The sequence below is a fragment of the Bartonella sp. B41 genome (assembly GCF_053795765.1).
Genome location: NZ_CP200037.1, coordinates 910549 through 926071, shown reverse-complemented (window position 1 = coordinate 926071; position 15523 = coordinate 910549). Strand labels below are relative to the sequence as shown.

General features: G+C 36.7%; 13 protein-coding genes. 10 read left to right on the top strand and 3 right to left on the bottom strand.

Annotated features, from left to right (window positions below; genetic code table 11):
- Positions 1 to 410 precede the first annotated feature (410 nt).
- The 4 genes from V4P54_RS04005 to V4P54_RS03990 all read left to right on the top strand — a co-directional run bounded on the left by V4P54_RS04005 (position 411) and on the right by V4P54_RS03990 (position 3707).
- Positions 411 to 1511, top strand: coding sequence for an Mrp/NBP35 family ATP-binding protein (locus V4P54_RS04005; RefSeq protein ID WP_455476767.1), 1101 nt, complete (start codon positions 411 to 413; stop codon positions 1509 to 1511).
- A 76-nt stretch (positions 1512 to 1587) separates the two neighbouring features.
- Positions 1588 to 2478, top strand: a complete 891-nt coding sequence (gene rsmI / locus V4P54_RS04000) for a 16S rRNA (cytidine(1402)-2'-O)-methyltransferase (protein WP_455476766.1) — start codon at positions 1588 to 1590, stop codon at positions 2476 to 2478.
- Between the two features lie 4 nt (positions 2479 to 2482).
- On the top strand, positions 2483 to 2851 hold the full coding sequence (locus tag V4P54_RS03995) for a YraN family protein (RefSeq protein ID WP_455476765.1): 369 nt from the start codon (positions 2483 to 2485) through the stop codon (positions 2849 to 2851).
- 64 nt (positions 2852 to 2915) lie between these two features.
- Positions 2916 to 3707 (top strand): pyrroline-5-carboxylate reductase, encoded by a 792-nt coding sequence (locus V4P54_RS03990; RefSeq protein WP_455476764.1) that lies wholly within the window; start codon positions 2916 to 2918, stop codon positions 3705 to 3707.
- 292 nt (positions 3708 to 3999) lie between these two features.
- Here V4P54_RS03990 and V4P54_RS03985 read toward each other — a convergent pair whose 3' ends face one another.
- From V4P54_RS03985 to V4P54_RS03975, 3 genes are read right to left on the bottom strand one after another with little or no spacing between them, the layout of a single operon-like run.
- Complete coding sequence (locus V4P54_RS03985; RefSeq protein WP_455476763.1) at positions 4000 to 5661, bottom strand: 4Fe-4S dicluster domain-containing protein; 1662 nt, start codon at positions 5659 to 5661, stop codon at positions 4000 to 4002.
- 3 nt (positions 5662 to 5664) lie between these two features.
- Entirely contained in the window at positions 5665 to 6585 is a 921-nt protein-coding gene (locus tag V4P54_RS03980) for an electron transfer flavoprotein subunit alpha/FixB family protein (RefSeq protein WP_455476762.1), read from the bottom strand.
- Positions 6586 to 6622: 37 nt separating this feature from the next.
- Positions 6623 to 7378 (bottom strand): electron transfer flavoprotein subunit beta/FixA family protein, encoded by a 756-nt coding sequence (locus V4P54_RS03975; RefSeq protein ID WP_455476761.1) that lies wholly within the window; start codon positions 7376 to 7378, stop codon positions 6623 to 6625.
- Between the two features lie 526 nt (positions 7379 to 7904).
- Here V4P54_RS03975 and V4P54_RS03970 point away from each other — a divergent pair.
- The 6 genes from V4P54_RS03970 (at position 7905) to V4P54_RS03945 (ending at position 15308) form a co-directional block, all read left to right on the top strand.
- The gene (locus tag V4P54_RS03970; RefSeq protein WP_455476760.1) at positions 7905 to 8732 is read left to right on the top strand and encodes a hypothetical protein; all 828 of its coding nucleotides are present in this window, start codon (positions 7905 to 7907) and stop codon (positions 8730 to 8732) included.
- Positions 8733 to 8948: 216 nt separating this feature from the next.
- Positions 8949 to 9869, top strand: a complete 921-nt coding sequence (locus tag V4P54_RS03965; RefSeq protein WP_455476759.1) for a sulfite exporter TauE/SafE family protein — start codon at positions 8949 to 8951, stop codon at positions 9867 to 9869.
- Positions 9870 to 9871: 2 nt separating this feature from the next.
- On the top strand, positions 9872 to 10672 hold the full coding sequence (locus V4P54_RS03960) for a TIGR02186 family protein (protein WP_455476758.1): 801 nt from the start codon (positions 9872 to 9874) through the stop codon (positions 10670 to 10672).
- Between the two features lie 182 nt (positions 10673 to 10854).
- A complete protein-coding gene (gene xseA, locus V4P54_RS03955; RefSeq protein WP_455476757.1) occupies positions 10855 to 12477 on the top strand; it encodes an exodeoxyribonuclease VII large subunit in 1623 nt (540 codons plus the stop codon).
- Positions 12455 to 13081, top strand: coding sequence for a DNA-3-methyladenine glycosylase I (locus V4P54_RS03950; protein WP_455476756.1), 627 nt, complete (start codon positions 12455 to 12457; stop codon positions 13079 to 13081). Before xseA ends, V4P54_RS03950 begins: the two co-directional genes overlap by 23 nt.
- A gap of 592 nt (positions 13082 to 13673) precedes the next feature.
- The gene (locus tag V4P54_RS03945; protein WP_455476755.1) at positions 13674 to 15308 is read left to right on the top strand and encodes an ABC transporter substrate-binding protein; all 1635 of its coding nucleotides are present in this window, start codon (positions 13674 to 13676) and stop codon (positions 15306 to 15308) included.
- The last annotated feature ends 215 nt before the right edge of the window (positions 15309 to 15523 follow it).

The window sequence follows — 15523 nt, the reverse complement described above, 5'->3', positions numbered from 1 at the left end:
TAACCCATAAGGAAAAATACAAAAAAAGTCAATCTTAGATTATTTTTTTATCTTTTGAAAAAGTATGAGAAGGTCGGTAATGAGTCTCTGTTTTATAAGCGATATTTAAAATTTTTGAGAAGATATTATTGATTAAAACGATACAATTTTCTCTTAAATATGTTCCTGCATAGGTTGTTAAATTTTTAGCCTATAATTGCTTACAAAAGCAGTTATGGAGCAATAGGATATGTTCGGCATAATTTTGTAACAAATTTTATGTTTAAAATTTTTTATTGGAAGTGAGATTCGCATAATGTTTACACTCTACAATTTTTATGTATAGAGATGAGAGATTTTTTGGTTATTAATTTTGAGTTTTTTCATTTTGCTTATCGTGTTACTTTGCATTTGTTAAGAGGGGGAATAGTGTGAATCCTGTTACAAGTGAGATTATTCGAGAAGAGTTACGTAAAGTAAAAGGGTTAGATTCTGAAAGTGATATTGTGTCGCTTGGGCTTCTTTCAGAAATACTGGTTGCGAATGGTAAAGTTTTCTTTTCTATTACGGTTCCTGATGGTCGTATTAGGGAATGGGATTTTCTGCGCCGAACTGCCGAAAAAATTGTGTGTGCTATAGATGGAGTTGAGTCTGTTATCGTCACACTTACAGCAGAAAAAAAATCGACATTATTTTCATCTTCTCAGTCGCATAATGATGCAATTTTTTCTTCACAAAAACGTAAGGTAAGTGGATTGCCTATAAAAATGCCGATAGAAGGAGTACAACATGTGATTGCAGTTGCTTCTGGAAAAGGAGGAGTTGGTAAATCTACAATGGCGATAAATATTGCCTTAGCTTTGCAAGATTCTGGTTTCAACACGGGTTTGATGGATGCCGATGTTTATGGCCCATCTTTGCCGCGTTTGACAGGACTTGTTCACCAAAAACCACAGTTTATTGATGGAAAAAGGCTTCAACCAATTGAAAAATTTAATCTTAAATTGATGTCGATGGGTTTTTTAGTTGAAGAAGAAAAGCCGGTTGTATGGCGTGGACCAATGGTGATGGCAGCTGTGACGCAGTTGCTAAGAGATGTTTTATGGAAGCCACTGGATGTCTTAGTGGTTGATATGCCACCAGGTACGGGTGATGCGCAATTAACACTTGCTCAACAAGTGCAGTTGACTGGCGCATTGATTGTTTCTACTCCGCAAGATCTTGCATTGATTGACGCTCGTAAAGCGATAGAGATGTTTATGAAAGTTAATGTTCCTATTTTAGGGCTGATTGAGAATATGAGTTATTTTATTGCTCCTGATACAGGAAAACGTTACGATATTTTCGGTTATGGTGGTGCGCGTGCAGAAGCAGAACGTCGAGGTATACCTTTTCTTGCAGAAATTCCTCTTGATGCATCTTTACGATCTTCTTCAGATAATGGTGTGCCAATTTTTATTTCTAATCCTGATGGGGAGTACGCAAGGCTTTATCGTGCTATTGTTAACCGAGTAAAAAACAGTTTCGTTTAGATTTTGTGTTTTTTTATGGCTTTTGCTAAGACCAAATAATCTGAAATATAAAATATTATTTTAATGAAAGAAGGGTATGAGTGAAAAAACGTATTTTATAGGTGCTCATGCTTATTCTGTACCTACCATAGAATCAGCGCTTTATCTTGTGGCAACGCCTATTGGAAATCTTTCGGATATCACTCTTCGTGCTTTGCAAGTTCTTGCAGGAGTTGATATTTTGGCATGTGAGGATACACGGGTTACGCGGGTTTTATTGGAACGCTATGGTATTCAGAAAAAACCTTTTCTTTATCATGAACATAATGCAAAAAAAGCAGGATTAAAATTACTAACGGCTTTGGCTGAAGGAAAAACTGTAGCACTTGTATCTGATGCTGGAACACCGCTTATTTCTGATCCTGGTTTTAGATTAGTGAAGGAGGCACGCGAAGCTGGCTACAAAATTATTCCGATTCCTGGTGCTTCAGCGCTTTTAGCTGCTCTCGTTACAACGGGGTTTCCTACTGATAGTTTTTTTTTCGCAGGCTTTTTGAGTGCTCGGAAGGTATCGCGTAAAAAGCAGTTACAGCAATTAAGATCTATTTCTGCGACTTTAATTTTTTATGAGTCTCCTCATCGTCTCATAGAAAGTTTACAGGATATGATTTCTATTTTTTCTGCTAATAGACCAGCTGCAATATGCCGTGAATTGACAAAAAAATTTGAAACGGTGGATGTTTCCAATTTGGGAAATTTGTTTGAAGACTACAGAAAGAAAGTACATATTCGTGGAGAAATAGTTGTGCTTGTTGGAAAAGCACTTGCTTCTTTGGAAGTAATAAATGGCCAGGAGATTGATGAGATGTTATTAGAATTTGCGAGTGTCCACTCTGCTGCTAAAGCAGCCGCTTTAGTATCTCAAAAAACTGGTTTAAAAAAGCAAGAACTTTTTCAGCGGTTAACTTTTTTGAAAAATGCGTTGTAAAATCATGCAAAAAGAACGCAGACGAAAATCTTTTTATCGAGGTATTTATGCAGAAAAATTGGCAGCATGGTGGTTACGTTTCAAGGGGTTTTACATTGCTGAAGTTCGTTTTAAAACAAAGTGTGGTGAAATTGACTTGATCGCGCGGCGTGGAAATCTTGTCTTAATTGTTGAAGTAAAAGCACGTTCAACATTAGCTGAAGCAATGGAAGCGGTTTCATGGATGAGCGAAAAGCGTATTGAGGCAGCTGCTGATCTTTGGTTATCTCGACAAAAAGATCACCATCTTCTGTGTGTGCGTTTCGACCTAATTGCGATTTTGCCATGGCGTTTACCATATCACGTTCCAGCATTTTTTACGCCATGTAAATGAGAATTTTTCACTTAATGATGGCAGCAAGAAGACTATAAGGTGTCTACATAAAAGAGGAGAAAAAATGAAAATTGGATTTTTAGGAACAGGCAAAATCAGCGCTTCAATGGTAGATGGTTTGATGGCAAGTTCTTTTGATGTTCTTTCCATTACTGTTTCACCGCGTAATATACAAACAGCGGAGCATCTTTCACAGCGTTATGATAAGGTAGCAATTGCTGAAGATAACCAAGCATTACTGGATGTCAGTGATTGTGTTTTTCTTTGTCTTCCTAATCAAAGTGCGGAAGAAGTTTTGCGTCCTCTTCACTTTCGTCAAGAACAGCTTGTTGTTTCTTTTCTTGCTATGGCAAAAGCTGCAGAAATTGAAAAATGGATTGGTCATAAGGTTTATCGCGCTGTTCCGCTTCCTTTTGTAGCAGAATGCAAAAATTTGACGCCGATTTATCCTGATCATCCGTTTTTACGCATTTTATTTGATGCATTAGGTGGTACACTGGTATTGGATACAGAAGATCAGTTTAACCTTTTCATGACTGCTGGTTCATTGATGGGAGTTTATTTTAATTTTATGGAAACGGCACATCAGTGGTTTATGTCGCAAGGGTTAAAGAAAGAACAATCGGCTGTTTTTCTTTCTATGATGTTCAGAAATCTTACTGATGAAATGTGCAAAATGGCTGCAGGTGATTGTTATAAAATTCTTGATTTTGCACTGCTTGAGAAGGAGTTTTCAACAAAGGGTGGAACAAACGAACTTTTATCAAATTGTTTTTCTCATCAAGGAGGGACAGCGGCTTTAAAAATAGCTCTTGAAACTACTTTGCAAAGAGTGAAAACTTTATCTAAAAATTAGAAATTCGGTCAATGTTTTTTCTTATGATTCGGATAAGGGATGTTTGTATTTGCTAAATAAATACCGAATTTGCAAAACTGTTTTGCGAGGGGATTTTTGTGTTGGATTGGTACTTAGAATTTTAATTTCAAATACAGGTTTTATGAAAAATTTCATGGAGTCATTGGAAGGTTTTAATTATTGGATGACTGAGGTGCAGTGTATTTTCAGTTATAAAGGATAAAATTTTTGTTTGAGAAGATATGATAGGATTTGTCTAATTTTGATAGATTTAGACTTTGGAAGAAAATGATTACATATTTGGATAAATTGGTCCTTCACCTCCTTGTGGACATGTCCAATTAATATTTTGGTTTGGATCTTTGATATCACACGCTTTACAATGTAAGCAATTTGAGGCGTTGATAACATAAGTTTTGCGATCATTATAATCCAACCATTCATAGACAGCGGCAGGGCAATAGCGTGCTGAGGGGCCTCCGTAGATTTTATATTCAGAGTTTTCTTGTTTTTCTAAGGATTCTATTTTTAGATGACAAGGTTGATTTTCTTGATGGTGTGTATTAGAAAGTGCGGTACTTGAGAGCCGGTCAAAGGTTACAATACCGTCTGGTTTTTGATAAAGAATGGGTTGGAATTTTTCTGCTGGTTCGAGGCACGCATAATCTTCTTTTTCATGGGGCAGTGTTTTAAAGAAAGAAAATCCGAATAAATGTTGCCACCACATGTCAAAAGCAGCAAGTTGAATCCCATATTTTGTGCCGTATTTTGTCCAGAGTGGTTTGACGTTGCGTACCTTATAAAGGTCTTGTCCAATGGGGCTGTTGCGCCAATTTTCTTCTATTTCTTTTATTTCATCGTGGGAGCGACCTTGAGAGATAGCTAAAGCAATTTTGTCGGCTGCTAATATTCCTGATAAGATGGCATTATGTGATCCTTTGATACGCGGAGAATTAACAAAACCTGCAGCACAGCCAATAAGTGCTCCACCTGGAAAGGTAAGTTTTGGTACAGATTGCCAGCCACCGTTACTTATAGTGCGCGCTCCATAAGAGAGTCGTTTTGCTTCCTTAAAAATTTCATATAGTTTTGGATGTGTTTTAAAACGTTGAAATTCTTCAAAAGGAGAGAGATAAGGATTTTTGTAATCTAAATGCACAACAAAACCGACAGAGATTAAATTGTTTTCTTGATGATATAGAAAACCACCACCACTGGTGTTATTGTCTAGTGGCCAGCCAATGAAATGTTGGACTAGACCAAGCTTATGTTTTTGTGGATCAATTTCCCATAGCTCCTTGAGACCGAGGCCAAATTTTTGTGGTTCACGGTTTTTGCTAAGATCAAATTTTTGGATTAGTTGCTTTGTAATTGAGCCGCGTGCTCCTTCTGCTATTAGCGTATATTTTGCTAATAATTCCATACCTGGCATATAATTTTCCCCAGGTGTTCCATCTTTTTCAAGACCCATATCACCTGTGAGAACACCAGTGATGGCTCCGTTATCATTTTGGATAGTGTGTGATATGGTAAAACCTGGATAGATTTCGATGCCGAGCGCTTCAGCTTTTTTGCTGAGCCAACGGCATACATCGCCAAGCGAGACAATATAGCAACCGTTATTTGATAAGATTTTGGGGTGAAGTATATTTGGAAATGCTACTGCCCCTTTTTGTTTCAGAAAAAAAAATTGATCATCCGTAACAGGTGTTTTAAAAGGATGATCGTATTCATTTTTCCATTCCGGTAAAAGTGTATCAATGCCGATGGGATCAACGATTGCACCAGATAGAATATGGGCACCAACTTCGGAACCTTTTTCGACGATGGTAACAGAAAGTTTTGGGTTAATTTGTTTTAGACGAATTGCAGCGGAGAGTCCTGCTGGTCCAGCTCCTACAATTACTACGTCAAATTCCATGCTTTCTCGTTTGTGGTGCATGGGTGAACTCATGGTTTATAAAGCTTTCTCTAATTCTGGAATAATTTGGTGAAGGTCGCCTACAAGAGCATAATCAGCAACCTGCATAATGGGGGCTTTTTCATCTTGATTAATGGCTACGATAATTTGTGAATCCATTATGCCTGCTAAATGCTGTATTGCACCAGAAATACCTACGGCAATATACAATTCTGGAGCAACAATTTTACCTGTTTGTCCAATTTGCCAATCATTAGGAGCATAGCCTGCATCAACCGCTGCTCGGCTAGCTCCTAAAGCAGCTTTCATCTTGTTTGCAAGGGGTAAAAGGAGTGCCATAAATTGTTCTTGAGAACCTAGACCACGTCCGCCTGATATAATGACTCGCGCTGAGGTAATGTTGGGGCGGTCACTTTCATTGGTTTCCTCTTTGACGAAAGAAGAAAGGTTTGGATTAGGAGCTGGTGTTATTTTTTTAATAGGAGCAGTTTTATCTTGGAAGAGCGTTGGAGAGAAGGAGGCTGTGCGAATTGTTATAACGACTTTATCGTCATTAGTTTGCACAGTTTCGACAGCATTTCCTGCATAAATTGGTCTCTTAAAGATATTAGGTGCGACAATTGAAATAACATCTGAAATTTGTATCAGGTCAAGAAGAGCAGCTACACGTGGCATTACATTCTTGCCAGTGCTGGTAGAGGCTGCCATGATTGTATTATAGTTACCTGCTAATTTGAGAATTGTGTCTGCAACAGGTTCAGCTAATTGGTGAGTTAAATAGTCGGATTCAGCAATGAAAATTTGCCGTACGCCATCTAATTTGGCGAAGTTTTCAGCTAGTTCATAAATTTTTGTTCCGCATATTAATATGTCTATATCATCGTTAATTGCTCTAGCAGCAGTAAGCGCTTTTGCAGTTTCCTCTATATTGTGTTCACCCAATAAAAGAATTGCCATAGGTTTTTGCCCTTTTATGCATTTTTTGATCTATCAGTTACAGAATATTAAAGTGATTTGTTTGTTTGAGTGCCTTGATGAGTTCTGCTACATTAGCAACTTTTACACCAGATTTACGGGGAGATGGTTCCTCAACGCGAAGTACTTTTAAACGGGATCGTGTGTCTATACCAAGATCAGAAAGCATTTTTTGTTCAATTGGTTTTTTTTTCGCTTTTATAATGTTTGCTAAAGAAGTGTAGCGAGGTTCGTTTAATTGCAAGTCAACTGTTATGACTATGGGAAGGGGGAGGCAAATAGTTTGTGTTCCATTATCTACTTCTCGAGTGACGGTGACATGTTTATTTTCTATGTTTATATGTGAGGCAAAAGTGGCTTGTCCCCAACCAAGAAGGCCAGCCAGCATTTGTCCCGTCTGATTGCTGTCGTCATCGATGGCTTGTTTACCCAAAAATACCACGTTTGGTTTTTCTTCATTAATAATAACTCTAAGAATTTTAGCGATTATCAAGGGCTCAAGTGTTTCTTCAGTTTTTACGATGATAGCTCGATCAGCTCCCATTGCAAGTCCTGCTCGCAAAGTTTCTTGGGCTGATTCTGATCCAATTGAAATAAGAACGATTTCTGAAATTTTTCCAGCCTCTTTTTGTCGAACTGCTTCTTCTACGGCAATTTCGTCAAAAGGGTTCATAGACATTTTCACATGGGAAAGATCAACACTTGTGCCATCAGATTTGACGCGTACCTTGATATTATGATCAACAACACGTTTGACAGCGACAATTACTTTCATGATGATCCTCTTTGATTTATACGATTACGAATTTGTAGTTATAACCGGTAAGAGATTCAATTATGGATAAATGAATCTTTACTGTACTATTTTTAAATTATATAAGCTTTCTTACGTTTGCGTGTACTCTTTTATTGTTATTATAAGATATTTTTCTTTCTTTTATAATGGTGTCCTTCATTTGAATAAAAATAAAAGTATCAATTTAAAAGTTGAACTCATTTACCACAATTTGTGAAACAGCATTATAAGAAAAACTGGAAACAAAAGAAGTGAGGATAGTGTGTGAATAAAAAATCAAGATTCCTCTTTTAGTTCCATATACATAGCTTATCATGAGTATATTGCAATGTAATGGTACAATAGTGAGAGGAGGCATTGCTCAATTTAAATGTTGAGAGTAGATGCAGGATTTCCTCTATTTTAAACATTTTGGGTAATTTTTAAAGCTATATTTACCAAAATAGAGAATACTTTGCATTCATTCGGGCAATTTTTTGAGTAAAGGACATGAGGGGTAGCGTTTGTGAATACAAAGAGTAATACTATAAATCAGGTTGTGTACGACACATCTTCTGCTTGCGGTCTTGAAAAAAAAGAGGAAATAAATGCGCCTTCTGAAGTAACCATGTTGAAAATTGCTGCAAAATTGCGCTCTGTTTATGCACAAATGAAGATGGTGCGTCCATATCATCAAGTCACATATCCAAGCTCTGTAGATGATAATTTCAAATCTTATTTGGATGATATTAGTCGGGCAATTTTAGTTGAGTATTATACTCGTCGTCAGAAAGAAAAAGAGTTTTTTGTACATTTAGAGCAGATTAAAGTGCTTATTCAAGGATTGCATGATGAGAAAAAAAGATCAAAAGAAAATACGACAGCAAGGCGCACGTTTCATTCAAAATCTCTAGATTCTGTCATTCATCATCTTGCGCGTACAACGTATGAAGAAAACGATGGATGTTTTTCACTCCAAGATGTGCACTTTTCAGAAAAAAATAGCGCGAATACGATCCAAATGAACACTGGGAAAGTGGGTGCTGGAAATGAGTCGCAACAAAGTCTGGAAAGTTATTTGCTGAAAAATAGCTCTATGGAGTCTTCTGAAAAAGATGCGGAGAAGTTTATAAAATATTCAGAAATGAAAGAAGGTTATTCTCATATTCAGGATTTTTGTGATTGTGTTGGAGATGATCAACTTGTGGATTCTTTCAAAATGGAGCTTTGTGGGGTTCTTTTTTCTTTAGGTCATTTTTTTAAAAAAACTTTTAAATGTCTTTTAATTATTGCATTTATGGCGACGATAGCGCTATGTTTTTATGGTTTTTTAGAAGGGTGGCGTTTTTTTTAGTTTTATGATGTTTCCGTTAGGTCAACAAACGTTAGGTCAACAAATATGAGAATGGTGGGAACAATTTATGACTTTGCAAAGAAGGATAATTGGTTGGTGTGACGACATTATAGAATAGAGTGCGTCTAAAATTGCTATAAAAAACGTGACCAAGATTGTCGAAGAAGAGCTTTGAAATTTCCAAACAAATTCAAAACTATATTGAAGGTTCTGTAAGTGAGTATTTATTTGCCAATTGCTGAAATGTCTCTCAACATGCTGATTTTGATTGGTATGGGAGTGGTTGCTGGTTTTTTTTCTGGTCTTTTTGGTATTGGTGGTGGTTTTTTGATTACACCTTTATTAATTTTCTATAATGTTCCTCCTGCTGTTGCTGTTAGCACAGGAGCTAATCAGATGATTGCATCATCTGTAACGGGGGCAATTACACATTTTAAAAGACGTACTCTTGATATCAAACTTGGTATTCTTTTAGTTATTGGAGGAGGAGTTGGTTCCTTAATTGGAGTTCAAATTTTTTCTGTTCTGAAAAAATTAGGTCAGTTAGATTTGATTATTTCGCTTCTTTACGTGATTCTTCTTGGGAGTGTTGGGAGTTTAATGATTGTTGAAAGTTGGTGCAACATGGTACGGCAGCACAAGGAAAAAAAAGCTTCTGTTCGCCTTGCTGGAAGACATAATTGGATCCATCGCTTGCCATTTAAAATGCGTTTTCGAACATCAATGATCTATGTTAGTCTTATCCCAGTTTTAGGGATTGGTTTCATTGTCGGGTTGCTGTCTTCTATTATGGGGATTGGTGGAGGATTTTTCATGGTACCGGCACTTATTTACCTTTTGCGTGTTCCAACGGGTGTGGTAATTGGAACTTCACTTTTTCAGATTACATTTGTATCTTCTTTTACTACGGTCTTACAAAGTGTAAGCAATCAATCTGTTGATATTGTTTTGGCTTTTTTGTTGATGCTTGGAGGAAGTGTTGGAGTGCAATATGGAATACGAGCTGGACAAAAATTCAAGGCTGAGCAATTGCGTATGGCACTTGCATTTTTGGTATTAATTGTGTGTATGCGTTTGGCTTTTCAATTATTTATACGTCCTGATAACCTTTTTTCTCTAGATATTCTTATGAGATAAAAATGGGTAGATTTTTTTCTCTATGCATGGTTGTAAGCTGGTTTTGCGTCGTTTCTTTTTCTACATTGGCGCATATTAGTAAGGAATCTATATCTTCTGATCACGAGACTATCCAAATTATTGTAACAACAAATATAATTACAATTGACGCATATTTTGATGGTGGCGATCTTTATATTGCGGGTGTTTTAGAAAATATTGATTCGTCGTATTCTCAAGAGCATCGCTATGATGTTGTTGTTAGCTTAGAGGGACAAGCTAAACCGGTAGTCATGAGAGAAAAGAAGCGCAATGCTGGGGTTTGGATTAATGCAGATTCCCTTATTTTTAAAAATGCTCCTCTTTTTTACTCAGTGGTAACGACACGTGAAATTAACGATATTACCAGTGCTGAAAATTATAAATATTTTGGGCTTGGATTGTCCAATTTTTTACTGAAAACGGATGAACAGAACCAAGCAAAAATACAAATTTTTCGGGATGAACTTATAAAATTGCAAAAAGCTAAAAAACTTTATAATGAAGAAATTGGTGGTGTTCATTTTGGTTCAGGTACACTCTTTACGGCACATTTTCAATTGCCGGCGAATATTCCTGTAGGGAATTATAAGGTTCGTGCTTATCTTTTTCGCGACGGTCAGTGTATTGACAGTGCAGCTACAACCCTTGAAATTGTTAAAGCCCATATTGCCTATACAATTTTCGATGGAGCTCATAAACACAGTTTTTTATATGGTATAATTGCGGTATTTGTAGCTGTAAGTACAGGTTTTTTATGTCGTTTAATTTTTCGAAGAGATTAGTAGAAAAGATTAGTTATTGTGAATCTTTGCGCATTGCGCATTTATTTTGCAAAATATGCAAGATAAAATGAAAATACGAAAATTAAGATTTCCATCGTAATTATATGGAAATATTTGCTAAAATTATCTTTTAGTTAGAGTGTGTTCGTAGTAGATGTTAACTTCATTAATTGAAAAAAAATATGAATTTGTTTAGTAAAAAAACAGTCACAACAAATGTAGCAGAATTTAGTGTTTCTGAAATATCTGTAGCTTTAAAGCGTATTGTTGAGGAAAAATTTGGTTATGTACGCGTGCGTGGAGAGATATCAGGTTACCGTGGTGCTCATTCTTCAGGACATGCTTACTTTGCTTTAAAAGATGATAAAGCACGGTTAGAGGCTGTTATTTGGTGTGGGTCTATGAAAAAGTTCAAACTTCTTCCTGAAGAAGGGATGGAAGTGGTTGCTGTAGGAAAACTTACGACCTATTTAGGATCATCGAAATATCAAATTGTCATTGAATCTCTTGAGCCAGCAGGTGTTGGCGCTTGGATGAAACTTTTAGAAGATCGCAAGAAGAAGTTTGCTGATGAGGGTTTATTTGATCAAGAAAAGAAGAAGCCTTTGCCTTATATGCCGCGAATTATAGGCGTCGTGACGTCGCCGACAGGCGCTGTTATTCGTGATATTATTCACCGCATATCGGATCGTTTCCCTTTGCATATTTTGGTTTGGCCTGTACGTGTTCAGGGAGAAACAAGCGGCTTGGAAGTAGCTGCTGCTATTGAAGGCTTTAATGCGTTGCCTTTGGATGGTATTGTTCCTAGGCCTGATCTTATTATTGTGGCGCGTGGTGGAGGCAGTTTAGAGGATTTATGGGGGTTTAATGATGAATCTGTTGTTCGTGCTGTTTATGCATCTATCCTCCCAGTTATTTCTGCTGTGGGGCATGAAACGGATTGGACTTTAATTGATTATGTTTCTGATTGGCGTGCTCCAACTCCAACAGGGGCAGCAGAACGAGCTGTTCCTGTTAAAATTGATCTCACAATGCAGGTAGCGTCTCTTGGAGCACGTTTACACAAGGGAATGGTGCGTTATTTTGATTCTAATCAGCAAAAATTGCGCGCACTTGCGCGCGCACTTCCTACTGCCGATCAACTGTTTGCTTTACCACGACGAAAATTTGATGAAACATCAAGTCGTTTGCAACGTGCTTTTTGTGTAAGCTATGATAAAAAACATTTTTATTTTCATTCAGTTAAATTGCGTCTTTTACCTCGTTTGTTAAATTTTGAAAGCGCTAAATATAATGTGAAGGGATATACTTCACGATTCCATCACGTTTTTTTGCACAATGTTGAAAAAAAACGTGCTCAATTAAACGAGATATCGAGTCGTTTACAGCGTTCTCTTTGTGTGAGTTATGATAGAAAAAAAAATTATTTTCATTTACTTAGCCCGCGTTTTTTACCTCGATTATTAAATTTTGAAAAAGCACAACGCACTACAAAGGAATATACTGCACGTCTCCATTATGCATTTTTACATAATGTTGAGAAGAAACGTACTCATATAGAGGGTGTATTTAGACTTTTACGAAGTACTTCGTATCAAAATATTTTGGAGCGTGGTTTCGTTTTAGCTTTAGGGCAAGATAATAAACCAATTAAACGGTTGACGCAGTTCCCTCAAACAGAGCCGGTAAATTTACGTTTTTTTGATGGTGAAATTAATGTTTCAGTACACGATCGTGCTCTTAATCGATCTTCAATATTTAAGCGGGTAAAGTCAAAAAAAGATGATCAAGGAACGCTCTTTTAATGAGATGAATTCATTGCTTGATAAGGGACTTTTGATAGGAGTAGACGGAAAAATTCGTTGCTCATGGGCTGGAACTGATCCGCTTTATTGTGCCTACCATGACAATGAATGGGGCAAGCTTGTTTTTGATGATCGTCTTTTGTTTGAGAAAATTTGTCTTGAAAGTTTTCAAGCAGGGCTTTCTTGGCTAACAATTTTAAAAAAGATTCCTCATTTTCGTAAAGCTTTTGATGGTTTTGATTTTGAAAAGATTGCTCATTACAACGAGGAAAAAATTAGAATATTGATGTTGGATAAAGGTATTGTTCGTCATCAAGGAAAGATTCGTTCAGTGATTAATAACGCCTTAAAAGCATTAAAGATTGTTGAAGAATTAGGCAGTTTATCCTGTTATTTTTGGTCTTTTCAATTACCAAAAATTCAGTACCATCAGGCGGTGAATTTGCAAGTTTTAACGGATAATTCTATCCCGTTTCCCTCCTTCCATTTGGCTGCAGATTTAAAGAAGCGGGGTTGGACATTTGTTGGACCAACAATTTGTTATTCTTTTATGCAAGCAATAGGAATGGTTAATGGTCATCTTGAAGGATGTTTTTGTCGTTAAATATCGCTTGAATTCTCTTATCATGTATGAATCTTGTTTATTGTTGACTGGTTGAACAGAGAGGGACTTTAACTGGTTTAATCTTTGTTTTCTTATTAAATTAAATTGATATTAAATTTCTTAAGAATGCTTGTATTATTCTTTGTTATTTGATAGTTCCTCTACTGAGGAGTTATTAGATTTTATGTATTTTGGGAATTTTTCAGAAAAGATACTTAACTTTGGTAAGCTTTAGGTAACATTTACCAAGGTTTTTATGCTTCACAAATTGCTTAATTTATCACGATGATATGGTCAAGATAAGAGCTAACTTTGGATTGTGTATCTTGAGGAGTGCTATTTCTTTTGAAGTTTATCCGTTTGTATTTCTAATATAGTTTAAGGGAGTGAAACGGTTGGTTTATGATTTTTGTGCGGTGGTTTTCTCGTGTGTAACATATTTAAAGATCTAGTTGAGATGCATTCAATATGCTGGTAGGAAAGCGATTATGTTTAGGTTGTGAATTGCGTCTTGTTCAGTTTTTACTGCTATGAATTTATTATTCTTTTAAGGATAATTGGTTGGTGTGACGACATTAAAGAGGGAAGATTTATGAATTTGAAGAAAAAAATATTGAGAGGTAATAGTTATTTTGTTTCTGCTTTTTTTGCCGCAGTTGCATTTCTACAGCAGGTATCAGACGCATCGGCAAAGACACCTGTTGACACACTTGTAATGGTTTGGAACATAGATGCTATTACTTCGTTTGATCCTGCACAAGTGAATGATGTTTATAGTAGCGAAATTATTACCAATGTTTGTGACACCTTAGTTAGTTCTGATCCAAATGATGTAACTAAATTAGTGCCACGTCTTGCAGAAAGTTGGGATATCTCGAGTGATGATTATAGCACGACAATCACCTTTCATTTGCGCGATAATTTAAAATTTTTTGATGGTCGTACTGCCCGCGCAAGTGATCTTGTTTGGAGTATGAAACGGGTTATAAAATTAAAGATGGCTGGTGCGTCTACATTTATCGATTATGGTATTACGGCGCAGACAGTCGATGATGCTATTCAGGCGCCGGATGATAAAACTGTAGTGATGAAATTTGATAAACCCTATCCTGGTGAGCTTCTTCTGGATCATGTTATGTCTCGTCCAGTTGCTATTTTGCTTGATCGTGAAACAATCATGAAGCATGAAAAGGATGGTGATTTGGGAAGCCGGTATTTGGCTGCTCATGCTGCTTGTGTTGGACCATATCAGTTGAAAAGTTGGCGTCCTAATGAAGGGGTTTTGTTGCATGCTAGCCCTTATTATTGGGGTGAGGCGCCTAAGCTTAAGAAAATTTTAATTCGCCATGTTTCTGAGCCAAGTACGCAGCGTTTATTGTTGCAAAAACAAGATGTCGATGTTGCACGTGATTTAACACCTGATGATTTAGCTGATCTTCAAGCGACAACAGATGTCAGAGTTGAAAAGGTATTAGAGTTTTCTATGATGTACTGGGGGTTTAATATGACAAACCCTGTTTTTGCCAATGAAAAAGTACGTTTAGCTATGCGTTATCTTATTGATTACGACGGTTTGGAAAAGACGGTACTTAAAGATGGTGCTGTTGCGCGCGCGAGTTTTATTCCTATTGGTATTTTAGGAGCTTTGAGTGAAAAAGAGGGACAACCCTTTAAGTTTGATATTCAGAAAGCTAAGCAACTTTTAATTGAAGCGGGTTATCCAAATGGATTTGAAGCAAATTTTTTAGTGCCAGCGTTTCCTTATGCTTTGGAACTTGCACAGTCGATTCAAAATAATGCAGAAAAAGTGGGAGTGCGCCTTAAAATCGAACGTTTAGCAGGTTCGCAGTTATTTTCAAAGCTTTATGCCCGCACTTTTGATACAATTTTTGTTGGATGGAATAATGATTCAGCTGATCCTCATACGATGGCTTCACGTATTATTTTCAATCCTGATAATCGTTTTGAGGCTAAAAATACAGCCTATCCTAGTTGGCAACATGGGTATTTTGATGCTGATATGAATCGGAAGGTTGAAGGTGCTTTATTTGAAAAAGATCGGCAAAAACGAATAGAAAAATATGCTAATTTACAGCGTGAACTTATGCAAAAAGGGCCTTATGCTTTTATTTATCAAAGATACAGCAGGGCATCTATTGCCCCTTCCGTTAAAAAGTGGGTTTGGAATAATGGGCCGCATATTTTCTATAATTTGATTGAGAAGTAAGTATGTGTTCTAGACTCTATGAAATAGAGTGATAATAAGATACGGATAATGAAGAAGTGCTTCTGTATTGGAGAAACTAGGTTGGGATGTTGTATGGGCTATTATTTGTTCAAAGTATAATTTTTGTGCATTGAATTAATGTTGATACCAGAATGTTTGATGAGTTTGTTGGTGATTTCAATCTCAGATAGAAGTTAGCATAGTTCCTTCGTTTG

Excerpts from the sequence above, each read along its gene's own strand:
- V4P54_RS03990 (WP_455476764.1), top strand. The coding sequence starts at position 2,916 with ATGAAAATTGGATTTTTAGGAACAGGCAAAATCAGCGCTTCAATGGTA.
- V4P54_RS03960 (WP_455476758.1), top strand. The coding sequence starts at position 9,872 with ATGGGTAGATTTTTTTCTCTATGCATGGTTGTAAGCTGGTTTTGCGTC.
- V4P54_RS03995 (WP_455476765.1), top strand. The coding sequence starts at position 2,483 with ATGCAAAAAGAACGCAGACGAAAATCTTTTTATCGAGGTATTTATGCA.
- rsmI (WP_455476766.1), top strand. The coding sequence starts at position 1,588 with ATGAGTGAAAAAACGTATTTTATAGGTGCTCATGCTTATTCTGTACCT.
- V4P54_RS03945 (WP_455476755.1), top strand. The coding sequence starts at position 13,674 with ATGAATTTGAAGAAAAAAATATTGAGAGGTAATAGTTATTTTGTTTCT.
- V4P54_RS03950 (WP_455476756.1), top strand. The coding sequence starts at position 12,455 with ATGATCAAGGAACGCTCTTTTAATGAGATGAATTCATTGCTTGATAAG.
- V4P54_RS03980 (WP_455476762.1), bottom strand. The coding sequence starts at position 6,585 with ATGGCAATTCTTTTATTGGGTGAACACAATATAGAGGAAACTGCAAAA.
- V4P54_RS03985 (WP_455476763.1), bottom strand. The coding sequence starts at position 5,661 with ATGAGTTCACCCATGCACCACAAACGAGAAAGCATGGAATTTGACGTA.
- V4P54_RS03975 (WP_455476761.1), bottom strand. The coding sequence starts at position 7,378 with ATGAAAGTAATTGTCGCTGTCAAACGTGTTGTTGATCATAATATCAAG.
- xseA (WP_455476757.1), top strand. The coding sequence starts at position 10,855 with ATGAATTTGTTTAGTAAAAAAACAGTCACAACAAATGTAGCAGAATTT.